General features: G+C 62.8%; 15 protein-coding genes and 1 riboswitch. Of the genes, 5 read left to right on the top strand and 10 right to left on the bottom strand.

The annotated features are described in order from the left end of the window. Positions 1–2: 2 nt before the first annotated feature. Positions 3–491, bottom strand: a complete 489-nt coding sequence (locus ACK8CP_RS07700; protein WP_234627609.1) for an Lrp/AsnC family transcriptional regulator — start codon at positions 489–491, stop codon at positions 3–5. A gap of 221 nt (positions 492–712) precedes the next feature. On the opposite strand from ACK8CP_RS07700, the gene ACK8CP_RS07695 reads away from it, so the two are divergent. Beyond that, positions 713–2,038 (top strand): NAD(P)/FAD-dependent oxidoreductase, encoded by a 1,326-nt coding sequence (locus tag ACK8CP_RS07695; protein WP_414833866.1) that lies wholly within the window; start codon positions 713–715, stop codon positions 2,036–2,038. Positions 2,039–2,119: 81 nt separating this feature from the next. On the opposite strand, the gene ACK8CP_RS07690 is transcribed toward ACK8CP_RS07695, so the two are convergent. Beyond that, complete coding sequence (locus tag ACK8CP_RS07690; protein WP_414833865.1) at positions 2,120–3,139, bottom strand: AraC family transcriptional regulator ligand-binding domain-containing protein; 1,020 nt, start codon at positions 3,137–3,139, stop codon at positions 2,120–2,122. Positions 3,140–3,252: 113 nt separating this feature from the next. Between ACK8CP_RS07690 and ACK8CP_RS07685 the strand changes: the two genes are divergently transcribed. The 3 genes from ACK8CP_RS07685 (at position 3,253) to ACK8CP_RS07675 (ending at position 7,437) form a co-directional block, all read left to right on the top strand. Continuing rightward, positions 3,253–4,695: an APC family permease gene (locus tag ACK8CP_RS07685; protein ID WP_234627612.1), complete on the top strand. Its 1,443-nt coding sequence runs from the start codon at positions 3,253–3,255 to the stop codon at positions 4,693–4,695. 148 nt (positions 4,696–4,843) lie between these two features. After that, positions 4,844–5,983, top strand: coding sequence for a tyramine oxidase subunit B (locus tag ACK8CP_RS07680; RefSeq protein ID WP_414833864.1), 1,140 nt, complete (start codon positions 4,844–4,846; stop codon positions 5,981–5,983). A 161-nt stretch (positions 5,984–6,144) separates the two neighbouring features. Continuing rightward, positions 6,145–7,437: an NAD(P)/FAD-dependent oxidoreductase gene (locus tag ACK8CP_RS07675; protein ID WP_414833863.1), complete on the top strand. Its 1,293-nt coding sequence runs from the start codon at positions 6,145–6,147 to the stop codon at positions 7,435–7,437. Between the two features lie 54 nt (positions 7,438–7,491). On the opposite strand, the gene ACK8CP_RS07670 is transcribed toward ACK8CP_RS07675, so the two are convergent. From ACK8CP_RS07670 to ACK8CP_RS07635, 8 genes are all read right to left on the bottom strand, one after another. Continuing rightward, entirely contained in the window at positions 7,492–7,890 is a 399-nt protein-coding gene (locus ACK8CP_RS07670) for a DUF779 domain-containing protein (protein ID WP_414833862.1), read from the bottom strand. A 23-nt stretch (positions 7,891–7,913) separates the two neighbouring features. After that, a complete protein-coding gene (gene adhP / locus ACK8CP_RS07665; RefSeq protein ID WP_414833861.1) occupies positions 7,914–8,945 on the bottom strand; it encodes an alcohol dehydrogenase AdhP in 1,032 nt (343 codons plus the stop codon). Positions 8,946–9,023: 78 nt separating this feature from the next. Beyond that, the gene (adh, locus tag ACK8CP_RS07660) at positions 9,024–10,544 is read right to left on the bottom strand and encodes an aldehyde dehydrogenase (protein WP_234627617.1); all 1,521 of its coding nucleotides are present in this window, start codon (positions 10,542–10,544) and stop codon (positions 9,024–9,026) included. 92 nt (positions 10,545–10,636) lie between these two features. Further along, positions 10,637–11,659, bottom strand: coding sequence for a GAF domain-containing protein (locus ACK8CP_RS07655; RefSeq protein WP_414833860.1), 1,023 nt, complete (start codon positions 11,657–11,659; stop codon positions 10,637–10,639). A 348-nt stretch (positions 11,660–12,007) separates the two neighbouring features. Further along, complete coding sequence (thiQ, locus tag ACK8CP_RS07650; RefSeq protein WP_414833859.1) at positions 12,008–12,736, bottom strand: thiamine ABC transporter ATP-binding protein; 729 nt, start codon at positions 12,734–12,736, stop codon at positions 12,008–12,010. Next, positions 12,736–14,349 (bottom strand): thiamine/thiamine pyrophosphate ABC transporter permease, encoded by a 1,614-nt coding sequence (gene thiP / locus ACK8CP_RS07645; protein WP_414833858.1) that lies wholly within the window; start codon positions 14,347–14,349, stop codon positions 12,736–12,738. Before thiP ends, thiQ begins: the two co-directional genes overlap by 1 nt. A gap of 17 nt (positions 14,350–14,366) precedes the next feature. Then, complete coding sequence (gene thiB / locus ACK8CP_RS07640; protein WP_414834212.1) at positions 14,367–15,386, bottom strand: thiamine ABC transporter substrate binding subunit; 1,020 nt, start codon at positions 15,384–15,386, stop codon at positions 14,367–14,369. 53 nt (positions 15,387–15,439) lie between these two features. After that, positions 15,440–15,541: riboswitch (TPP riboswitch) on the bottom strand. 355 nt (positions 15,542–15,896) lie between these two features. Then, positions 15,897–16,250 (bottom strand): sensor histidine kinase, encoded by a 354-nt coding sequence (locus tag ACK8CP_RS07635; protein ID WP_414834211.1) that lies wholly within the window; start codon positions 16,248–16,250, stop codon positions 15,897–15,899. Positions 16,251–16,323: 73 nt separating this feature from the next. Here ACK8CP_RS07635 and ACK8CP_RS07630 point away from each other — a divergent pair, with 73 nt between their 5' ends. Further along, positions 16,324–20,148: a PAS domain S-box protein gene (locus ACK8CP_RS07630; protein ID WP_414833857.1), complete on the top strand. Its 3,825-nt coding sequence runs from the start codon at positions 16,324–16,326 to the stop codon at positions 20,146–20,148. The last annotated feature ends 389 nt before the right edge of the window (positions 20,149–20,537 follow it).

The following is a 20,537-nucleotide window of genomic DNA, read 5'->3' as shown; positions in this document are numbered from 1 at the left end:
CCTCAGGCGTGAAGCTTGTCGCGGAACAGCGATGTCAGCGGCAGATGCGGCTTGATGAAAGGCGACTTGATCACCACGAAGCTGAAGTACTTGTCGATCCCGATGTCGTCGTCGATGAGCTTTTCCATGATCGTCTGGTAATGCACGATGCCGGCTGTCACGAATTTGGCCAGATAGTCGTAACCGCCCGAGACGAGGTGGCATTCCACGCAGGAATCGATCTTCTCAATTGTCGCCTGAAAGCGCGAAAAGTCCGTATGTCGATGGTTTTTCAGGGTGAACTCGGTAAAGACGGTCAGCGTCTCTCCGATCTTGCTCACATCGATCTGCGCTGAATAGCCGGTGATGTAGCCGGCGGCCTGAAGCTTCTTCATCCGAGTCAGGCAGGGGCTCGGCGAGAGATTGACGAGCTCGGCCAGCTCGACATTGGTGATACGTCCGTTCTTCTGCAACTCGCAGAGGATTTTCACGTCGATCATATCGAGTTTCATGCGCGAATTGGTGGGCAGGGGGGCCTCCTCCGGCGTACACGGCATAAGATGCCGGCAGATTGCGCCGAGTTGAGCCTTCTGACAACCAGCCTGCACGTGCATGCTTGAAACACAAGCTGCCGCCGTCCGCATCTTTCGAAGCATCTTCTGCTGCTGAAGCTGGCGATTGCTACCGATCCGAACCGGTCTCGATGCTAGATTCGGAGCGATTGGAGAGATTCATGCCTGTTCCTTTGCTGAGCGTTCCCTCATCCCCGAAATTGCCGGCGGCCGCCGATGTCGTCGTGATCGGAGGCGGGATCATCGGGGCGACGGCGGCATATTTTCTGGCAAAGCGGGGCGTTAAGGTCGCTCTCCTGGAGAAGGGGATGATCGGCGCGGAGCAGTCGAGCCGGAATTGGGGCTGGTGCCGACAGCAAAACCGTGATGCACGCGAACTGCCGCTGGCGACCAGGAGTCTGGAGCTGTGGGACGAGCTTGTTGCGGAGTTCGGACCCGATCTCGGGTTCCGGCGCTCCGGCCTTCTTTATCTCTCAAACGACGAGAAGGAGATCGAAGGCTGGGCGGAATGGTGCCGCTTTGCCGCGACGATGGGCGTAACGAGCCATCCTCTCAGCCGAGAGGAGGCCACGTCGCGGGGCGCCATCACTGGAAAATCCTGGAAGGGCGGCGTCTTTTCTCCGTCTGACGGGATTGCTGACCCCGCGCGCGCGGCACCGATGATCGCCGAAGGCATCATGCGGTTCGGAGGCACGGTTCATCAATCCTGTGCCGCCCGAGGCATCGAAACAGAAGGCGGGCGCGTCTCCGCGGTTGTGACGGAAAAAGGTGTTATCCGGACGCGACAGGTGGTGATGGCAGGCGGGGCCTGGGCATCCTCGTTTTGCCGGCAGCTCGGCGTGGTGTTTCCGCAGGCGTCGATTCGCTGCTCCGTCCTTTCCGTGGAGCCGGGAGTGGAAGGGCTTCTCGACGCACTGCACACGGCGGAGGTGACCGTGACGCGGCGCGGAGATGGCGGCCACACGCTCGCGGTGTCGGGCATGGCGAAGACGGATCCGACTCTGCAGCAGCTTCGCTTCGCCCGGTACTTTCTGCCGATGTTTGCCAAGCGTTGGCGCAGCCTTTCCCCGGGTGATCTCACGGCGTTGCGCGCCGGACATGAGACGATCGCGCGCTGGTCAATCGATCGGCCGACGCCCATGGAGCGGATGCGTATTCTCGATCCCGCACCCTCCATGCGGGCGACGGACAAAATCCTGTCGCGGGCACGTAAGCTGCTGCCGGCTCTGAAACAGGTGCCCGTGCAGGCACGCTGGGCCGGCTACGTCGACAGCACACCTGATGGTGTGCCGGTGATCGACCCGAATGTGGGACCGGAAGGGTTTCTGCTGGCCGCCGGTTTTTCCGGACATGGTTTCGGGATCGGACCGGGGGCGGGGCAGCTCATCGCCGACCTCGTCACCGGAGCGGAACCGAGCGTCGATTACAGGCAATATGCGCTGTCGCGCTTCGGACGCAGCGCCCGGGGGAAAGTCGCCGAATTCTGAAACAGGTTTGTGGTTGCCGCGCGACGAGCTGGCCCCGCCCGTCAGTCCTCAGCCGAGCCTGCAGATCCCCCGAGGATGCGCCTACTCGCCGTCCTCCCACCGCTTTTCGGCGCGCCACAGCGCCGTGCTGTCAGCATAGCCGAGCGCCTGCGCGAGCCGTGACCGGTTTCCGCCAGGGGCCGCGTTGTGCCGGCGCAAAAGGGACTTCCTGTAGTCCTGCACCAATTTGCGGATGGACGTGCCTTCGTCCGCGAGGCGGCGCTGAAGTGTCCTCGGTGGAATTCCGAGCTCTCTGGAGATTGTGGCGAGCGTGATGTTGGTGAAACCGAGATGGATGGCGATGAGCGCCAGGACGCGTTCGGAATAGGTGGTGGGAGCCACGGTTTCGACGAAGAGGTCGTTGATATGCCGCTCCAGGACGCTGGCGAGAGCGGGATCCTCTTTGCGATAGACGCGGCGGGCGCCGGCAAGGTCCATCACCAGCCTGTTGGTCGACTGCCCGAACAGGACAGGTGCCTGGAAGATGCGCTCCAGCGGTTTCGGGTCGCGCGGTGCGCCGTGCTCGAAGTGCACCTCGAGGGGCCGCCAGCTGCTTGAAAAGCACTGCCTGACGAGATGGCAGGTCGTCGCCAGGGTGAACTCGCTGTCCTGCCTGCGCGGGGAGAGCGACGTGTCGGTGATTCCGTAGGACCATATCAGTGTCTCGTCTTCGCAAGAGACGGACGAATGACTGGCGCCCTGCAGCGCGGCCATCGAGCGGCACAGGCGCTTGAAGGCGGCTTCGATGGTTGAGGTCATCGAGAAAAGCATGCCCATCGGCCCGAGATCCGCGGGCTTGATCGACACCCCGAGCTCAGCACCGAGAAAAGGATCGCGAACCACGACGGCAGCCTCTTCGAAGGCAGCGAGATAGCGGGCGATCGGGACGACAGCATAGGGATCGTTGAGCTGAGCCCGCAATATACCGTGGCCCGCCAGTAAAACGTCGGTCTTGGCTGTGCGCTTGTCGAGTTCTTGAATGATCGGCGCCAGTGCCGAGGCACGAATTGATGCAATCACTGGCATGCGACTGTCTAAGTGTAGGGCATTTGCCGTTGACATAATCGTCAAACCCCCTCTCGGCGCGAATTATCGATTCATTGGCGTAACATGCAATATCGGTACCAAATTCCCCCTCGTAGCTTTGGCGAATAGCAGTTCCAATGAGGGGTGATATGACGTTGGAAATCGCCAATCCTGTCGCCAGTCCAAGACTGGCAAGGAATTCGGTGGGGCTTGCCCATATCGTATTCTTCGTCGTCGCAGCCGCCGCTCCTTTGACCGCCGTCGTCGGAGCTTCACCGGTCGCTTTCGCTTTCGGCAACGGTGCGGGCGTTCCCGGCGCCTACCTTCTGGCGGGGCTGTTGTACCTGGTCTTCTCTGTTGGGTTCACGGCAATGAGCCGCCATGTGGAGGGAGCCGGTGCTTTCTATGCGTATATCTCTCAAGGCATCGGCCGGCCGACGGGCGTCGGCGCGGCCCTGATGGCGCTGATCACCTACAGTGCCGTGCAGATCGCCATCTATGCGCTCTTCGGCGTCTTCGTTGCGGCGGGGCTCGCGCCCTACGGCATCGAGATGCCCTGGTGGGTCTGGTCATTCGCCGCCTTGGCGGTGGTCCATCTCTGCGGGCAGCGCAACATCGCATTCTCGGGCAAGATCCTCGGTGTCTGCATGGTGGCGGAGATCGTCATTCTCCTGCTGCTCGATGTCGGGATCCTCCTGCAAGGCGGCGGGCCGGAAGGCATCGGCTTGACCTCGTTCGCACCCGCTACCGTCTTGTCGCCGGGGCTGGGGGCGGCACTCGTCTTCGTCATCGGCTCGTTCATCGGCTTTGAGGCGACGGCCATCTTCGGCGAAGAGGCGGAGAACCCGGAGACGACGATTCCGAAGGCGACCTATGTCGCCGTCCTTCTCATCACCTTGTTTTACGCGTTTTCGACCTGGGCGATCGTGCAGCATTACGGCGCCTCGCAGGTGCAGGCGGTCGCCGAAGCCGGGCTCGACAATTTCTTCTTCGCAGCCATGGATGCGGTGCTCGGGCGCTGGGCCAGCGAGACCATGAACATCCTGCTGATCACGAGCCTGTTTGCCTGCGTGCTCTCGTTTCACAACACGCTCAACCGCTACTTCTTCGCGCTCGGCCGGGAAGGTCTGGCCATGCGGGCCCTCGGTCGGGTGCATGAAAAGCACCTGTCGCCGCATATCGCGGGCGTCTTCCAGAGCGTGAGCGCGGCCGCCATCCTTCTCGTCTTCGTCGTCTCCGGAGCCGACCCCTATGCCGTGGTCTTCTCCTGGATGTCGGCCCTTGCGGTGATCGGCATCTTGTCGGTGCAGGCTTTGGTTTCGGTGGCGATCATCCTGTATTTCCATCGCCATCCTGATCAGCATGGCCGCTGGACCACGCTCGTGGCGCCGAGCGTCGCCTTCGTCGGTCTGCTCGGGGCTCTTGCCCTGGTGATCAACAATCTTTCGCTGCTGTCAGGCAGCGAAAGTCCGGTGGTCGCTTCGTTCCCCTATGCGATCGCCCTGGTTTGCCTGGCCGGCATTCTCTTCGGCTATCGCATCAAGGCGAAGCGCCCCGATCTCTATGCCGGGCTCGGGCGCATGCTCGACTAGCCCTTCCGGAAGGCCGGCGGGCGTTCCGTGATTGGAGCGCAGCGTCTGCCGGCCTTCGCCTCTTCCTCTCTCCCTTCAATCCACCGTTTCAAGTCGCACGGTGCGCAGGCGCCTGCGTGACGCGAGCCCGAACACAAGGACCAAACCGATGACGGGTCTGCCGAAAATCGACTTTCTCTACCTCTCCGAACAAGACATGATCAGGGCCGGCGTGACCGACATGCCCGCCTGTGTCGACTGCATGGAAGAGATGTTTGCCCTGCTTCATCAGGGCGATTACCGAATGGCCGGTCCCAACAGCGACAGCCATGGGGCCATGGTCGTGTTCCCCGAAAACTCGCCCTTCCCAAAGATGCCGAAGCCTACGGCGGATCGTCGCTTCATGGCGATGCCGGCCTATCTCGGCGGCAATTTCTGCACCGCCGGTGTCAAATGGTATGGCTCCAACATCGCAAACCGCGACAAGGATCTGCCCCGCTCGATCCTGATGTTTACGCTCAACGACGCCGACACGGGCGCACCGCTCGCTTATATGTCGGCCAATCTTCTTTCCGCTTACCGCACCGGCGCAGTGCCGGGCGTCGGGGCGCGGCACCTTGCGCGCAAGGATTCAAAAATCGTCGGCATCCTCGGGCCTGGTGTGATGGCGCGCACCGCGCTCGCAGCCTTCATCGCCGCCTGTCCGAAGATCGATACCGTCCGGGTGAAGGCGCGCGGGCAGAAGAGCCTCGATGTCTTCATCGCCTGGGTGAAGGAGCATTACCCGCAGATCACCAAGATCGAGATCGTGAACGAGCTCGAGGCGGTCGTCCGCGATTGCGATATCGTCACCTATTGCGCCTCCGGTGAAGTCGGCGATCCGGAGACCTATCCGATCGTCAAGCGCGAATGGGTGAAGCCGGGCGCGTTCCTGGCGATGCCGGCCCTTTGCGAGATCGACGAAGGGATGAAAGCGCCAGAAGTGCGCAAGGTTCTGGACAACACCGGTCTCTACGAGGCCTGGTACGAAGAGGTTCCGAAGCCCGCGCATCGCACCATCCCGGTGATCGGCGTGAAGTTCATGGATATGCTCGCCGAGGGCAGCATGAAGCCCGAGGAGCTGGAGGATCTCGGCGCGATCGTCGCAGGCGATGCGCCAGGCCGAACCAACGATGACGAGATCATCCTGATGTCGGTCGGAGGCATGCCGGTCGAAGATGTGGCATGGGGCACAGTGATTTACCGCAATGCGGTGGAGAAGGGCATCGGCCAGAAGCTCAACCTATGGGACGAGCCGGCGCTGCGCTAAGGCGCCCCCAACATATCCGCCCGCCATCGAATAAAGCTCTGCACAAGATCGAGGGACGCCGGCTGGCGGCGTCCTTCCGTCCGATAGCGAGACGGCTCATTGCGTTCGGCCGCTGCACGGGGACGAGCCCCGGCAACGGTCCTGTCAGAAGGATCTCCCCCATGGCCCCCACGATCACGCCGGTTGAAACGGCGCAGGATTTTCCGCCTCGCACCTCTGTCGTCATCATCGGAGGCGGTATCGTTGGCCTGACGGCTGCTCTGACGCTTGCCGAAAAGAACATCCCCGTCGTCGTTTTGGAGAAAGGACGGCTCGCTGGCGAGCAATCGTCGCGAAATCTCGGCTGGGTCCGCAAGACGATCCGAGCTGCGCCAGATGTGCCCCTGGCAATGGCCGCTGATCGGCTGTGGGCCGAGATGGCAATGCGGGTCGGGGCCAATGTCGGCTATGAGCGCACCGGCATCATGTATCTCGACCGCACCGAAGCGGATGTGGCCGGGCATGAGGATTGGCTGAAATCGGTGAGCCATCTGGGGCTCGATTCGTGCCTCGTCACGCCGTCACAGATCGATGAATTGGTGCCGGGCGGTGAGGGCAAATGGGCGGGCGGTCTTTATACACCGTCCGACGGCCATGCCGATCCGACCCTGGCGGCGAGCGCGATCGCGAAAGCCGCGATTTCGAAAGGCGCCGTCGTCGTGGAAAACTGCGCCGTGCGCACCTTGTCTTTGGAAGCGGGCAGGGTCGCCGGTGTGGTGACCGAGCGCGGAGAGATCCGCTGCGATCAGGTTCTCCTCGCCGGGGGGCTATGGTCGCGCCGCTTCCTGGGCAATCTCGGTATCGGATTGCCGACCTTGCCACTCGTCTGCTCGGCATTTCGTTCCCCACCGATGCAGGGGCCCTGCAAAATCGGTGTGGCCGGACCGGATTTCTCTTTCTGTCAGCATCACGACGGCAGCTTCATCATGACCCAGCGTGCCGCTCTGATGGCACCTTTGACGCTCGATCACGTGCTGATCGGCATGCGGTATTTGTCTCAGCTGCGTGGAAATCGCGGCATCGTGCGGATGAAGGTCGGGCGCGAAACGATCGATGATCTGAAGCTTCCGCGCCGTTGGGGACCTGCGGACGAAAGCCCCTTCGAAAAGCTTCGTGTGATGGATCCGCCGACGATCTCTACCTTCAACCGAGAGGCTGTCGCCAATCTCAGTGCGGCCTGGCCGCTCTTCAAAGGTGTCGAGATAAAATCTGCCTGGGCCGGCACGATGGACATCACGCCGGACACTCATCCGGTGATCGGGCCTGTCGCCAGCATTCCGGGGCTGACCTTGGCGACCGGCTTTTCCGGCCACGGTTTCGGCACGTCGCCTGCCGCAGGTCAGCTCGCGGCCGAACTGGTGACGGGAGAGACGCCGATCGTGGATCCCGCTCCTTATCGCTTCGAGCGGTTCTGATGCCGGTGGCGCGCGAAACGGAGAGGAAGACTCGAAGGATGACGGCTCGGAGGCCTACCGGTCCGCAGTGTCTGGCGCCTCGCAGAGCATCGAGCGGATGAGGAAGCGGCGCTCGCGGCCATTGTCCAGGGAGAACATGCCGCCACGCCCGGCAACGACGTCCAAGACGAGATCTGTGTGCTTCCAGCGCTCGTGTTGCGCCCCGCCGATATAGAAGGGCATGCCGTCGATGTCGCCGAGCTTCACATCCTGCTCGCTGATTAGAAATCCGTCTTCCGGGTAACACATCGGCGAGGAGCCGTCGCAGCAGCCGCCGGATTGATGGAAGAGGACAGGGCCATGGTCGGCAATGATCTCCCGCAGGAGCTCGCGTGCGGCTGGCGTTGCGGAGACTGAGCCCATCGCTTTCACCTTGCGGACTTCAAAGGGCGTGGCGGGAAGGTGGGGCAGCATTGCCGCCCCACCGAGCTGGTATCTCAGGCGGCGATCTCGATGACCGCCCGGCCGTCGATCTGGCCCTTGTGCATCTTCTCGAAGACGCTGTTGACGTCTTCCAGCTTCACCGGATTGACGATCGACTTGACCTTGCCGTGCCCGGCAAAATCGAGCGCCTCCTGAAGGTCGAGACGGGTCCCCACGATCGAGCCGCGCACGGTAATGCCGGCCAGAACCATGTCGAAGACCGAAATCGGGAAAGAGCCCGGCGGCAGACCGTTCATTGCGATCGTGCCGCCGCGGCGGACCATGTTCTCGGCCTGCTCGAAGGCCTTCAGATTGACGGCCGTGACGAGAACACCGTGTGCACCCCCGTCCGTCTCCTTCTTGATCTTTGCGGCAGCGTCTTCCTTGGCGGCATTCGCCGTCAGTGTGGCGCCGAGATTTCGTGCGAGATCGAGCTTGTGATCGTCGATATCGACCGCGGCGACGTTGAAGCCCATCGCTTTGGCATATTGCACGGCGAGGTGCCCGAGACCTCCGATGCCCGAGATGACCACCCAGTTGCCGGCGCGGGCATCGGTCATCTTCAGGCCCTTGTAGACCGTCACGCCGGCACACAGGATCGGGGCGATTTCGGTGAACCCGATATTGTCCGGCAGATGGCCGACATAATTGGGATCGGCCACGACGTATTCGGCAAAACCGCCATTCACCGAATAGCCGGTATTCTGCTGGGATTCACACAAGGTCTCCCAGCCGCCCACGCAATGCTCGCAATGCCCGCAGGCCGTGTAGAGCCACGGGATGCCGACCCGGTCGCCTTCCTTGACGCGGGTGACGCCCGCTCCGACACCGGAGACATAGCCGACGCCTTCATGACCCGGAATGAAAGGCGGGTTCGGTTTGATTGGCCAGTCCCCCTCGGCCGCATGAAGATCGGTGTGGCAGACGCCTGATGCCTGGATCGCGACCTGGATCTGTCCTGGCCCCGGTTCGGGAACCGGCACCTCATCCACGCTCAGTGGTTTGCCGAATTCGCGCACGACTGCGGCCTTCATGGTCTTCGCCATTGTGTTCCTCCCTTGGACTTTGTCTTGGAAAAGAAGCCCGGCGGCCCCCGAGTCGCCGGGCCCTCGTCGGTGGCTCGTTCAGAAAAAGCCGAGCTTCTTGGGATTGTAGCTGACGAGCAGATTCTTCGTCTGCTGGTAGTGGTCGAGCATCATCGAATGGGTCTCGCGGCCGATCCCCGATTGCTTGTAGCCGCCGAAAGCCGCATGGGCCGGATAGGCGTGGTAGCAATTGGTCCAGACGCGCCCGGCCTGGATGTTGCGGCCGAAATGGTAGCAGCGGTTCATATCGCGGCTCCACACGCCGGATCCGAGGCCGTAGAGCGTGTCGTTGGCGATATGCAGCGCTTCTTCCTCGTCCTTGAAGGTCGTCACCGACACGACGGGACCGAAGATCTCCTCCTGGAAGATGCGCATCTTGTTGTTGCCGTGAAAGACGGTCGGCTGGACGAAATAGCCGCCTTCCAGCTCGCCGCCGAGATGGTTGCGCTCGCCCCCGACCAGAATGTCGGCCCCTTCCTGTTTGCCGATGTCGATGTAGGAGAGGATCTTTTCGAGCTGTTCGCTCGACGCCTGCGCTCCGATCATCGTCTCCGGGTCGAGCGGATTGCCCTGCTTGATGGCTTTCACGCGCTCCAATGCCCGCTCCATGAAGCGGTCGTAGATGGAGTGCTGGATCAGCGCCCGCGACGGGCAGGTGCAGACTTCGCCCTGGTTGAGGGCGAACATCACGAACCCTTCGATGGCCTTGTCGAAGAAATCGTCGTCTTCCGCGCACACGTCGTCGAAGAAGATGTTCGGAGATTTCCCGCCAAGCTCCAGCGTCACCGGGATGAGGTTCTGACTGGCGTATTGCATGATCAGCCGGCCGGTCGTCGTCTCGCCGGTGAACGCGATCTTCGCGATGCGGTTGGATGAGGCGAGGGGCTTGCCGGCTTCGAGCCCGAAGCCATTGACCACGTTGAGGACACCCTCAGGCAGAAGGTCGCCGATGACGTCCATCAACACCATGATCGAGGCGGGCGTCTGTTCGGCCGGCTTCAAGACCACGCAATTGCCTGCGGCGAGCGCCGGAGCGAGCTTCCACACGGCCATGAGGAGAGGAAAATTCCACGGGATGATCTGGCCGACGACACCCAAGGGCTCGTGGAAATGGTAGGCGATCGTTTCGTGATCGATTTCGGAGAGCGTGCCTTCCTGCGCCCGCACACAGCCGGCGAAATAGCGGAAGTGGTCGATCGCAAGCGGCAGGTCTGCGGCCTTCGTTTCCCGGATCGGCTTGCCGTTGTCCCAGGTCTCTGCGGTGGCGAGGAGATCGAGATTCTCCTCCATCCGGTCGGCGATGCGATTGAGGATGAAAGCCCTCTGGGCGACGTTGGTCTTGCCCCAGGCGTCTTTCGCCGCGTGCGCGGCGTCCAGCGCCGCCTCGATGTCTGCCGCATCCGAGCGCGCCACTTCGCACAGCGATTGGCCAGTGATCGGCGTGACGTTGTCGAAATACCGACCCGACTTCGGCGCCACCCATTTGCCGCCGATGTAATTGTCGTAGCGTGTGGCGAAAGGCAGCCGCGTTTCGCCGAACGGCCGTTCCAGTTGATCCATTGCTGTTCTCCCTAAGCGGGCGCTCTTGGCGAGAGAAAAGCGTTTCCTCTCGGGCGCCCTGGACAACAGGATCGATGTCGCCTGGAGGTCTGTCAGCCCCCCTCCAGCGGGAGAGAGGCCGCATCTGTCGCAGGAATGCGACAGGAAGCCGCGGGATCTTGTGTCGCCGCCTCCAGCCGTTTTGCGCCGAGTTTGCGATGGAAGGTCGCGCGCGAAATGCCGAGGATGCGCGCCGCCGCCGAGACATTGCCGCCGGTGCGGGCAAGAGCGCGGGCAAGAACGGCCCGCTCCGCGTCCTCCAGACTTTCCGCGCCCGGGATGCTCAGGAGATCGGAGGCCGGCACGGGCGCTTTGGCGAGGTTGCCTTTGATCCCCAAGGCCACGCGGGCGCTGTGCGATGCGCCGACGGCGAGGTCGTCGGCATTCACCGCGACGAGCGCCGCCGGATTGTGCTCCAGCCCCGAGACGGCGAGGATCCGCGCATGCGCAAACGTGCGCCGGAACGCTTCCGCTTCGATCCGCCTTGCCGCTTCGCGCACGCTGAGCGCGATGAGCCCGGCGAAGGTCTCGGTGAGGTCTGGGCGGCAGGAGGAGACGTCGAGAACGCCGGCGAGTTCGCCGTTGTGGTCATGGATGGGGGCCGCCATGCAGCCGAGCGCCCCGTTGCGCGCAAAGAAGTGCTGGTCGCGGTGCACAGTGACAGGGCGGCGCTCGATGACGCAGGTGCCGATGCCGTTGGTGCCTTCCGTTGCCTCGCTCCACAGCGCACCCGGCCATAGTCCCCACTCGTCGAAGACGGCATCGTCGCCGGTCTCGCCGCGACGCTCGACCGGCACGCCGTCGCTATCGGCAAGGAGCACGCAACACCCTGCGGCGCCGACGGCGCTGAAGAGCTGATCAAGACTGGCTTCGGCGGCGCGAATCCATGGCTCCATCCGCTCGCGCACCAGGGCGAATTCGCTCGCCGTCAGCCGGTGAGGCGGGTGCCTGTTGGCTGGGTCGAGCCCATAGAGACGCGCCGAGCGGCTCCAGGACGCGACCATCGGCGATTGCGCGGCGGCCCCGGCCGCGATCGCAGAGTGAACCACATCGACGTGCGGACAAGTCTCGGACATCCCAAGTTTCCTCCCATGGGGTTTCGATGCACCTGCGCCGTTCTTTGTATTCGGCTTGTTTAAGCGCATCGTCCGATTCGAGTTTCTTGTATTCTCCTTGTGTATTTAGAGATGCGACTAGAGCAGTCGCCTGATTACGCCCGATATGATTGGTATGGCGTCTCGGGTTTTGCGGGGCGCAAGTATTCGACGAATGTGGCGGCAAACGCAAGAGAGGGCAAAATGCGTATAGGCAGCGTTCGTTGCCATCCAAAGACAACGCACCGAGTTCTCTTCGTTTTGCCGCATCTCGTTTGCGGCCCCGACACACGTTTGTCTGGCCCGACGCCGTATCGCCGGATACCGCGTTTAAGAGAGGGCGCGCGTTCCGAGATAGCTCTCTACCGCGGCAATGCCCGAGGCTGAGAGGGTTTCCTCGGTCGGCCCAACGGTGACGAAACGTCCCTTGTCGAGGAAGGCGACGTTGTCGGCGAAGCCCAGGGCATCCTCCGGATGATGCGTCACCATCAGCACCGTCATCGTTCCGGCCCGACGCCGTAGATCGCGCAACAACGCCAGCATTTCGCGGCGCAGGGCGGGACCGAGCGCGGCAAACGGCTCGTCCAGCAGGAGCAGAGGGCGCTGGCGGACAAAGGCGCGCGCCAGCGCGACGCGCTGACGTTCGCCGCCGGACATCTCCCCCGGCCTGCGGTCGTCGAAGCCCACAAGGCCGACGGCCTCCAGCGCTTCAGCCGCGCGCTGCCGCTCGGCCGGGCCCATCCGTAATCTCGGGGAAATTCCGAGCCCCACATTTTGGATGGCGCTCAGGTGGGCAAAGAGATTGTTCTCCTGAAACACGAAACTGAGCGGGCGTTGCGAGGGGGGCACGCCCGTCATGTCGGCGCCGGAGATCGTCACCCGGCCGCGCTCGGGCATCAGAAAGCCGGCGATGATGTCGAGGAGGGTCGATTTTCCGGCACCGCTTGGGCCGATGATCGTCAGCCATTCGCCAGGCGCGACCGTGAGGTCGAAGCGCATCGGGGCGCTTTCATAGGTGTATTCTAGGCCGTCCAAGACGAGGGCGGGCAGGTCGCTCATCAGCCTTCCTCTCGGCGAAACCCGCGCTCCGCGAGTGCCATCAGGGTGAGACACAAGACCCCGAGCAGCAGCGCCAGCCCGGCTGCGTCGGCGGTGCGATAGCTGCCCATGCGCTGCAGGAGCAGATAGGGCAGGGTGATGAAATCCTGGCTGCCAAAAAGCGCCACCGCACCAAGATCTCCGAGGGATAGGGCGAGCGCAAAGGCAAAGGAGAGGGCCAACGGAGCTTTCAGCGCGGGCCATTCGACGTGGCGCAGCCGCGCCAGCCCGAAGAGGCCGAGGCTCTCGGCAAGGCGATCGTGTCGCTGTGCCGAGGCGGCAAGCGCCGGTGCGAGAATACGCACGATAAACGGCATCGCCATCACGGCATTGGTGGCGACAATGACGAAGGGTGCCGCTGCGAAAACGTCTGTCACCTGTCGCAGCAGAAGAAACCAGCCGGCGCCGATGACGATCGGCGGCACCACGAGCACGAGACTGCCCGACAGCTCGAAGAGCCCGCGCCAGGCTGCGCGACCCCTCGAAGAGGGAGATCTTTCCAATGCCTGTCGCGCCAAGAGGAGAGGCGCGGCGAGCAAGAGCGCCAGTGTCGCCGCCGCGAACGCCACGACGCCGCTTGTCATCGCGGCCCGCTGGACGTTTGGATCGGCCAGCAGTGCGATCAGATCGGAGCGCAGACCGGCAACGATCGTGGCGATGAACGGCGAGAGGACGAAGGCGATCCCCACGGTCAGAACCGCGAGATCGAGCGCGCGAACGAAGCCCTGGTGAGGGTCGTAGCGCCGTGCCCGCCGCCCGAGTGTAAAGCCGCCGGGCGTTGTCTGGCCGAGCCGCAGCGTGACGGCGACCGCAAGGCCGGTCAGCACAATCTGTATCAACGCCAGGAAAACCGCGAGGCCCGGATTAAAATCGTAGCGCAGGGCCTGATAGATCGCGACTTCCAGGGTGGTGGCGCCCGGCCCGCCACCCAATGTCAGGACCAGCGTGAAACTGGTGACGCAGAGCATGAAGATGAGGCTCGTCGCGCCGGGTAGCGCGGTGCGGATTGCCGGCCATTCGAGGACGCGGAAGGTGGTGAGGGGCGTGAGAGAAAGATGCCCGGCGAGCTTCCAGCTTTCTGCCGGCACGCCGTCGAGAGCAGCGAGCATCAGCCGGGCGGCGAGCGGCAGGTTGAAGAAGGTGTGGGCGATCAGGATGCCGGACAGCCCATAGACGTTGAGGCGATCGAATCCGAGGGTGGCGGCCAGATCCGAGACGACGCCGTTGCGGCCCCACACCGCGATGATCGCCAAGGCGCCGACCAGCACCGGCAGGGCTTGCGGCAGGAGGAACAGACGCAGGACGAGGCCGCGGCCGGGAAACCGAGCCCTGTGGAGGGCCACTGCAAGCGGCAGGGCACCGGCCACGGCAAGGAGGGTGGAAAGGGCCGCCTGTTCCAGCGTGAACAGCACCACCCCCCGCAAATAGCGGTCCGATGCCAAGGCAAGCACGTCCGGCGCCGCATCGGCTTGGGTAAGCAAGGCGAAACATGCGCCGCCCAAAAACCCGGCGAGCGCGGCAACGGCGGCAAGTCCTGCCGCGACACGCCAACGTCGATCTGTCGAACCTGTCATCGGACGCGCGGAGAGCCTCAGCGACCGAGCGCCTGCAGCCATTCCTGCGTCCAGGCGCGTCGGCTGTCGGCTACCGTTTGGGGATCGAAAGACAGGGTCTTGTCCGGGGTCACCAGCTGCTCAAAGGCGGCGGGCAGCGGCGAGGCGGTCGCTGCGGCCGGCAGCATCCAGTTGGTGGTCGGCAACGCGTCCTGTGCCGCGGGCGAGATCAGATAAGCGAGGAAGTCGCGGGCGAGATCCGGGTGCTCGGAGCTTGCGATGCGGCCGGCGACCTCGATTTGGATGTAATGGCCCTCATCGAAGGCTGCCGCGCGGTAGCGGTCGCTCTCCTCCTCGATCAGGTGATAGGCAGGCGAGGTGGTATAGCTCAGCACCATCGGGACTTCGCCGCTCGTCAAGAGCCCATAGGCTTCGCTCCAGCCCGGCGTCACGGTCAGGACACGCTCGGAGAACTCTCGCCATTTCGCTTCGGCGCCGTCGCCGTAGACTTTCTTCATCCAAAGAAGCAGCCCGAGACCCGGTGTCGAGCTGCGAGGATCTTGGATGGCGATCTTCTCCTCCGGATCGCCGCTGACCAGCTCCTCCAGGCTTTGCGGAGGGGCATCGATCGCCTCACTGTCGTAGACGACGGCGAACCAGCCATAATCATAGGGCACGAAAACCGGATCGGAAAAACCGCCGGGAACGTCGACCGCAGATGTGTCGGTGCCATGCGGTGCGAAGAGCCCGGTCGCCCTGGCCTCAGCGATCAGGTTGGTGTCGAGCCCGACCACCACCTCCGCCGATGTCGAAGCACCTTCGAGCTTCAAACGGTTGAGGATCGCAACGCCGTCCTCCAGCCCGACCCATTTCACCGTGCAGCCACAAACCGCCTCAAAACCGGCCTTGATCCGCGGCCCCGGCCCATAATCGGCAACGAAGCTCTCATAGGTGTAGACCGTCAGCGAGGGCTTCTCCTCCTGCGCCGCGGCGGGTGTGATTGCGCCGAAGAACAATGCGGCGACGGCTGATGCTATGAAGATGGAAGGGGATTGCAGCGAGCCCAAGGGCGCCTCCTTGTCGTTTGAAAGCGGGAAGGGGCGCATTCGCGGCAACGAAAGCTCTCCATCCCTCCGCCGGTGCGAGCCGGATCAGGTTCAGCGGGTTGGCGGATAAGCCTCTCAGCCCGTATGGGCACCCCGTGTGAGCGTCTTCAGACCTAGTGGAAATGCGCCGGCCCGACAAGCATCGAGCGATGATCTGGGCCTTGGCGACCTCGATCTAAACGGCCAAGGTCCCACCAATGACGAGCACCCGATCCATAACCTCCCCGATGTGCTGGCGCCGATGACCCATGTGACGTCGGCGAAGCGGGAAGGAGTGGATGGATATCGAGGAATTTGCCAACGGCGTGCGGGAGTTGGGGCTCGGCACCTTCCCTTTCGCCTCAGATTCGGTTCGGGGGAGCGGCGGACCTGCAAACCGATTTGGTGGCGTGATTAGAGCGTCTCAGCGGAGACGTTTTCGCCATGCGGCTTGTCTATCAATTGGTGGCGGGAAGACGATATTCAGGCGCTTGCGAGCTTGCGGCTGTCGCGTTCTGCAGCAAGCTGGTGCATCGCAGGAAAACTCGGCAGGTCAACGAAGAAAATCGTCCCGCCGCCCTCTGTGCTGCGGAAATCGATCTCGCCGTTGAGGTGCTCGATGATCGCCTTGGTGATTGAAAGGCCGAGACCGGTGCCACCAACCTTCTGGTTGTCGGAGAAGTTGGCCCGTTCGAACTTTGTGAAGATGCGGGTGTGGAATTCCTGCGGGATGCCCGGCCCCTCGTCGCTCACGTAGATGCGGGCTCGGCCTGCTCGCTGTGCAATGCGTATGCGAACGGTGCTTCCTGACGGGGAGAATTTTACCGCATTGGAGATCAGATTGACGAAGGCTTGGCTGAGACGATCCTGATCGGCCAGACAGACGAGACCTGGAGCGGTCTCTTCGATCTTGATCGAGACTTCAAGCTCCGCTTATGCGCTTTTCGGTTGGCTCGGCCTGCGTTTGGCCGTGCCCCCAGGCTATGCGACGTTGATCTGGCCGGCATCGGGAATCGCGGTTTCTGCGCTTCTGTTTTATGGTCACCGGCTATGGCCCGGCGTGTTTCTGGGGGCATTCGCGGTTAATGCCGTCATTGGGAACGCTTTCGGTGCGCAGGGGCCCGATTGGTCGGCGCTGGGCGTTGCTGTTTGCATCGCCACCGGGTCGACGGTGCAATCGCTCCTCGCTGTTCACCTTCTTCGGCGGCGCTTCGGGATGCCCTTCGCCTTGGAGGGGATGCGAGACTTCATTCCGTTTACCCTGCGCGCGGCCCTTTTGCCGTGTCTCATTGGTGCGAGCGTCGGCGTAGCAAGCCTTATGGGGGCCGGTATCACCGGCGGATCGGCTGCCCTTTCCAATTGGATCACATGGTGGATCGGGGACGTTGCCGGAATCCTGCTCGTCCTACCCCTGGCCATGATCAGCCCTTTGCGCCCGTGGAGTGCCCGATACCGCGGACGCCCGCTCGCCCGGGTCAGCAGGCTGGGCCTTGTGGCGCTGCTGGTTCCCCTCGGATTAACGTTCTACGCATGGAAGTTCACCAACGAAGCGGCGTTCGAACAGGGGCTGACCTCGTTCAAGGCTCTGGCGGGAGACAGCGAACAGGCACTGCTGCACCGGCTGGACGCCTACAAGCAGGCGCTGGACGCCGGAGCGGGTCTTTTCAGCGGCTCCAGCTACGTTTCGAAGACGGAATGGAGGGCTTTCGTCAGCGAGTTCGGTCTCGAGGCCAATCTGCCCGGGATCAACGGCGTTGGGTTCATCGAGCCGGTCATGCCTGACGAGCTGCAGGCGTTTTTGATCGAGCACACGACACCCGGCGAAACCAATCTGACGATCAAGCCCGAGCCTTCCACGGATCGCGAGATGTTCGTGATCACCTTTATCGAGCCTCTTGCGACGAACGCGAAGGCGTTCGGGCTCGATATCGCGTTTGAGCAGAACCGTCGTACCGCGGCCGTCCACGCGCGCGATACCGGGCGTGCGACGATCACGGGTCGAATCTTCCTCGTGCAAGACGAAACGAAAAGCGCCGGCTTCTTGTTGCTTCGGCCGCTTTATGAGGCCTCCGCTCCTCTTGAGACCATGGAGCAGCGGCGGGATGCGTTCCTTGGCTGGGTTTACGCGCCTTTCATCGCGCCGCGCTTTATGGATCGCCTGACGGCAAGCCAGGGCACGCGGTTGAACCTCAGTGTCTATGATGGCGGCACCGCCGATCCTGACCAGTTGATCTATACAAGCTCTGAAGGCAACGCACACAATCCCGCGTTCCAGGTCAGCAAAGTGCTGTCCGTGATGGAGAAGACATGGACCGTCGTCTGGGAGAGCACGCCCGCCTTTGAAGCGACGGCGGCATCGAAAGAGCCGACGATCGTTCTGGCCGCGGGACTTGCCCTGTCCCTCCTCTTCGGCGTGCTCTTGATGTCTTATGCGCGCCGCGAGGAGGCGATCCAGGAGACGGTCGAATTGAAGACGCGGGAGATTGCCGCGCGCGAGCAGCAGAACCGTTCGATCGTCGATACGGCTCTTGCCGGCGTGATCGTGCTGGACGAGGACGGCATCATTCGTTCCGTCAATCCGGCAACGGAGCTGATCTTCGGCTATCGGGCGGACGAATTGGACGGGCAGACGATCGCGACCCTGTTTCCTGGGTCGAAAGAGGGCGCGGCAAGTGCGCAGAAGCAAGGAGAAGTCAGCCGGCTGGTCGAAACGCGGAACCGCAACGGCGACGAGCTTTTCCTGACGCTGCAAAAGAACGAGTGGCGCACAGAGGCAGGCGACCTGCGCCATACGCTCATCATCAGCGATGTGACCTTGCAGCAAAAGGTGGCGCGCGAACTGGCGATCAGTGAGCAGCGCCTGCAACAGGCGATCGAGGCGGCGGCCATCGGTGTCTTCGATATCGATCTCAAAACCGGTCGCTCCGTGGTCTCGGGTCGGTGGCGGGCGATGCTTGGCTTCGGCGAGCACGAAGATATCGACCCGCAGGAGGAATGGAGACAGCGAGTACATCCCGACGATCGCGCCGCGGTGGAAGAGGCCGACGCGGCATGTATCGAGGGCCGGGCTGCCCGCTCGCTGACGGAGTACCGTATTCGTCACAGAGACGGCCATTGGATCTGGTTGCGCTCGGAAGCGGTCGGCATCGAACGCGACAAGACCGGTCGAGCGATGCGCATGATCGGCACGCAAACGGACATTACGCACCTCAAAGAGACGGAGCTCGCGCTGCGCGAGAGTGAGGAACGGTTCCGCCTGGCTCTCGAGAATGCACCTGTCGGCATGGCGCTGATCAGCGACGACGGGCAATGGATGCAGGTCAACGAGACGCTGTGCGCGCTTCTAGGGTACAAGCCGGAGGAATTCGAGGAGCTCGATTTCGCCAGCGTGATCCATCCCGACGACAGGTCAGAGCCTGGAAAGCTTCGTGACATGCTCGATGGCGTTGCGGCCACCCAGCAGGTGGAAAGGCGCTTCGTCGCCAAGAGCGGACGCTCGATCTGGTGTCTTTTTGGCTTGTCGCGTGTCGAGGACCACCAGACCCGGAGTGGCTACTTCGTCGCTCAGTTCCAGGATATCGACGCGCGTAAGGAGGCGGAGCGGGCGAAGAGCGAATTCCCCGCGACCGTCAGTCACGAACTTTGCACGCCTCTGACCTCCATTCGCGGCTCTTTGGGGCTGGTGCTGGGCTCGTCGGAGGTGCAGCTCGGGCCAAAGATCTCACATCTTCTCGCCATCGCGCTGAAGAACTGCGAGCGTCTCGTCGAACTCGTCAACGACATCCTCGATCTGGAGAAGATCACTTCGGGTGCGATGCAGTTCGATCGGCGCGTGGAAGATTTGAACGACCTCGTCAAGCAATCCGTCGAAGCGAACCAGGCGTATTTTGAGAAATTTGACGTAGCGCCTGTCATGCAATCGGATGGCGCTTATGCCGTCGAGGTCGATGCGAGGAGGTTGCAGCAGGTTTTCTCTAATCTCCTGTCGAATGCCGCAAAGTTCTCCCCGTCCGGGGGAACCGTGGAGGTTTCCATCGCCAAGAGCGGCGAGACGGTGCGCATCTCCGTCACCGATGAAGGCGCGGGCGTGCCTCCGGAATTTGAGAGCAAGATCTTCAACCGTTTCAGCCAGGCGGATTCCTCCGCCACCAGGCAGCAGGGGGGGACCGGCCTTGGCCTGCATATCTCGCGGCAGATCATCGAGCAGATGAACGGCTCGATCTCCTATCGCAACAGGCCGGATACCGGTGCGGAATTCACGGTCGCTCTGCCATTGTCGACGAGCGCGCCGGAAAAGGTGAAGGGTCAGACGCCTGCCGGATCGGACGACGCGGCAAAAATCGACGCAACGCAAGGGTCTCCACACCTTCCGCGTGCCCTGCATGTCGAGGATGACGCCGACTTTTTCGCGATCCTTTCCGCTCTTTTGAAGGAGAGCCTGGAGCTCTCGCGTGCGCCCACCGTCGCCGAGGCGCGCCGGCAACTGGCGGCGCAGCACTTCGACCTCCTCATTGTCGAGGAGACCCTGCCGGATGGATCTGGGTTGGACTTGCTCGATGAGATCGCGAGCCAGCGTCCCGATCTGCCGGTTGTGGTGGTCAGTTCTCGCGACATGCCGGAGATGGACGAACGCTCTGTCCGCGTCGTCGTCAAATCGCGGCTCAAGGAAGAGGAACTGGCACAGATCGTCCGTGAAGCCGCAAATGGCCATGGAAAAGGACCTGCTGCTCCTTAGTGAGCATGTGCCGGGCGAACCTGACTAGGAGCCGCCGAGGGGCGGCGATGGTCTGTTCTTCCCAGAAACGAGAGCGCGTCATCTCGAGATCCTTACCGATCGGCCAGCGCAAACTTCAACTTGGATCAAGCCGCGGGAGCGACGGCTCCGCGTAGTCTTCCCAGGCTGCCTTGGGCGACGGAGCGCTCGCGCACCAAGGCGATCCCGATACGCATTGTGGTGGGTCGGGAGAGCGAGGAGATCCACTACGGAAAGCTGCTTTGCCGAGCGGCCGACCTGCACATGCCGGGAGAGCACGGGCAGCATCTGCGCGTCGGCGGACGGCGAAATCCACAGCCATGTCCCCGTCTACGCCCAGCCGCATATCCATCGGATCTGACGTCTGCTAG

It is taken from the genome of Afifella sp. YEN Y35, assembly GCF_047553465.1.
Lineage (GTDB): Bacteria > Pseudomonadota > Alphaproteobacteria > Rhizobiales > Afifellaceae > Afifella > Afifella aestuarii.
This window is presented reverse-complemented; position numbering and strand designations above follow the sequence as displayed.

What these genes read in the sequence shown, in the direction of transcription:
- ACK8CP_RS07700 (WP_234627609.1), bottom strand. Translation starts at nt 491, where the DNA reads ATGAAACTCGATATGATCGACGTGAAAATCCTCTGCGAGTTGCAGAAG.
- ACK8CP_RS07695 (WP_414833866.1), top strand. Translation starts at nt 713, where the DNA reads ATGCCTGTTCCTTTGCTGAGCGTTCCCTCATCCCCGAAATTGCCGGCG.
- ACK8CP_RS07690 (WP_414833865.1), bottom strand. Translation starts at nt 3,139, where the DNA reads ATGTCAACGGCAAATGCCCTACACTTAGACAGTCGCATGCCAGTGATT.
- ACK8CP_RS07685 (WP_234627612.1), top strand. Translation starts at nt 3,253, where the DNA reads ATGACGTTGGAAATCGCCAATCCTGTCGCCAGTCCAAGACTGGCAAGG.
- ACK8CP_RS07680 (WP_414833864.1), top strand. Translation starts at nt 4,844, where the DNA reads ATGACGGGTCTGCCGAAAATCGACTTTCTCTACCTCTCCGAACAAGAC.
- ACK8CP_RS07675 (WP_414833863.1), top strand. Translation starts at nt 6,145, where the DNA reads ATGGCCCCCACGATCACGCCGGTTGAAACGGCGCAGGATTTTCCGCCT.
- ACK8CP_RS07670 (WP_414833862.1), bottom strand. Translation starts at nt 7,890, where the DNA reads ATGCTGCCCCACCTTCCCGCCACGCCCTTTGAAGTCCGCAAGGTGAAA.
- adhP (WP_414833861.1), bottom strand. Translation starts at nt 8,945, where the DNA reads ATGGCGAAGACCATGAAGGCCGCAGTCGTGCGCGAATTCGGCAAACCA.
- adh (WP_234627617.1), bottom strand. Translation starts at nt 10,544, where the DNA reads ATGGATCAACTGGAACGGCCGTTCGGCGAAACGCGGCTGCCTTTCGCC.
- ACK8CP_RS07655 (WP_414833860.1), bottom strand. Translation starts at nt 11,659, where the DNA reads ATGTCCGAGACTTGTCCGCACGTCGATGTGGTTCACTCTGCGATCGCG.
- thiQ (WP_414833859.1), bottom strand. Translation starts at nt 12,736, where the DNA reads ATGAGCGACCTGCCCGCCCTCGTCTTGGACGGCCTAGAATACACCTAT.
- thiP (WP_414833858.1), bottom strand. Translation starts at nt 14,349, where the DNA reads ATGACAGGTTCGACAGATCGACGTTGGCGTGTCGCGGCAGGACTTGCC.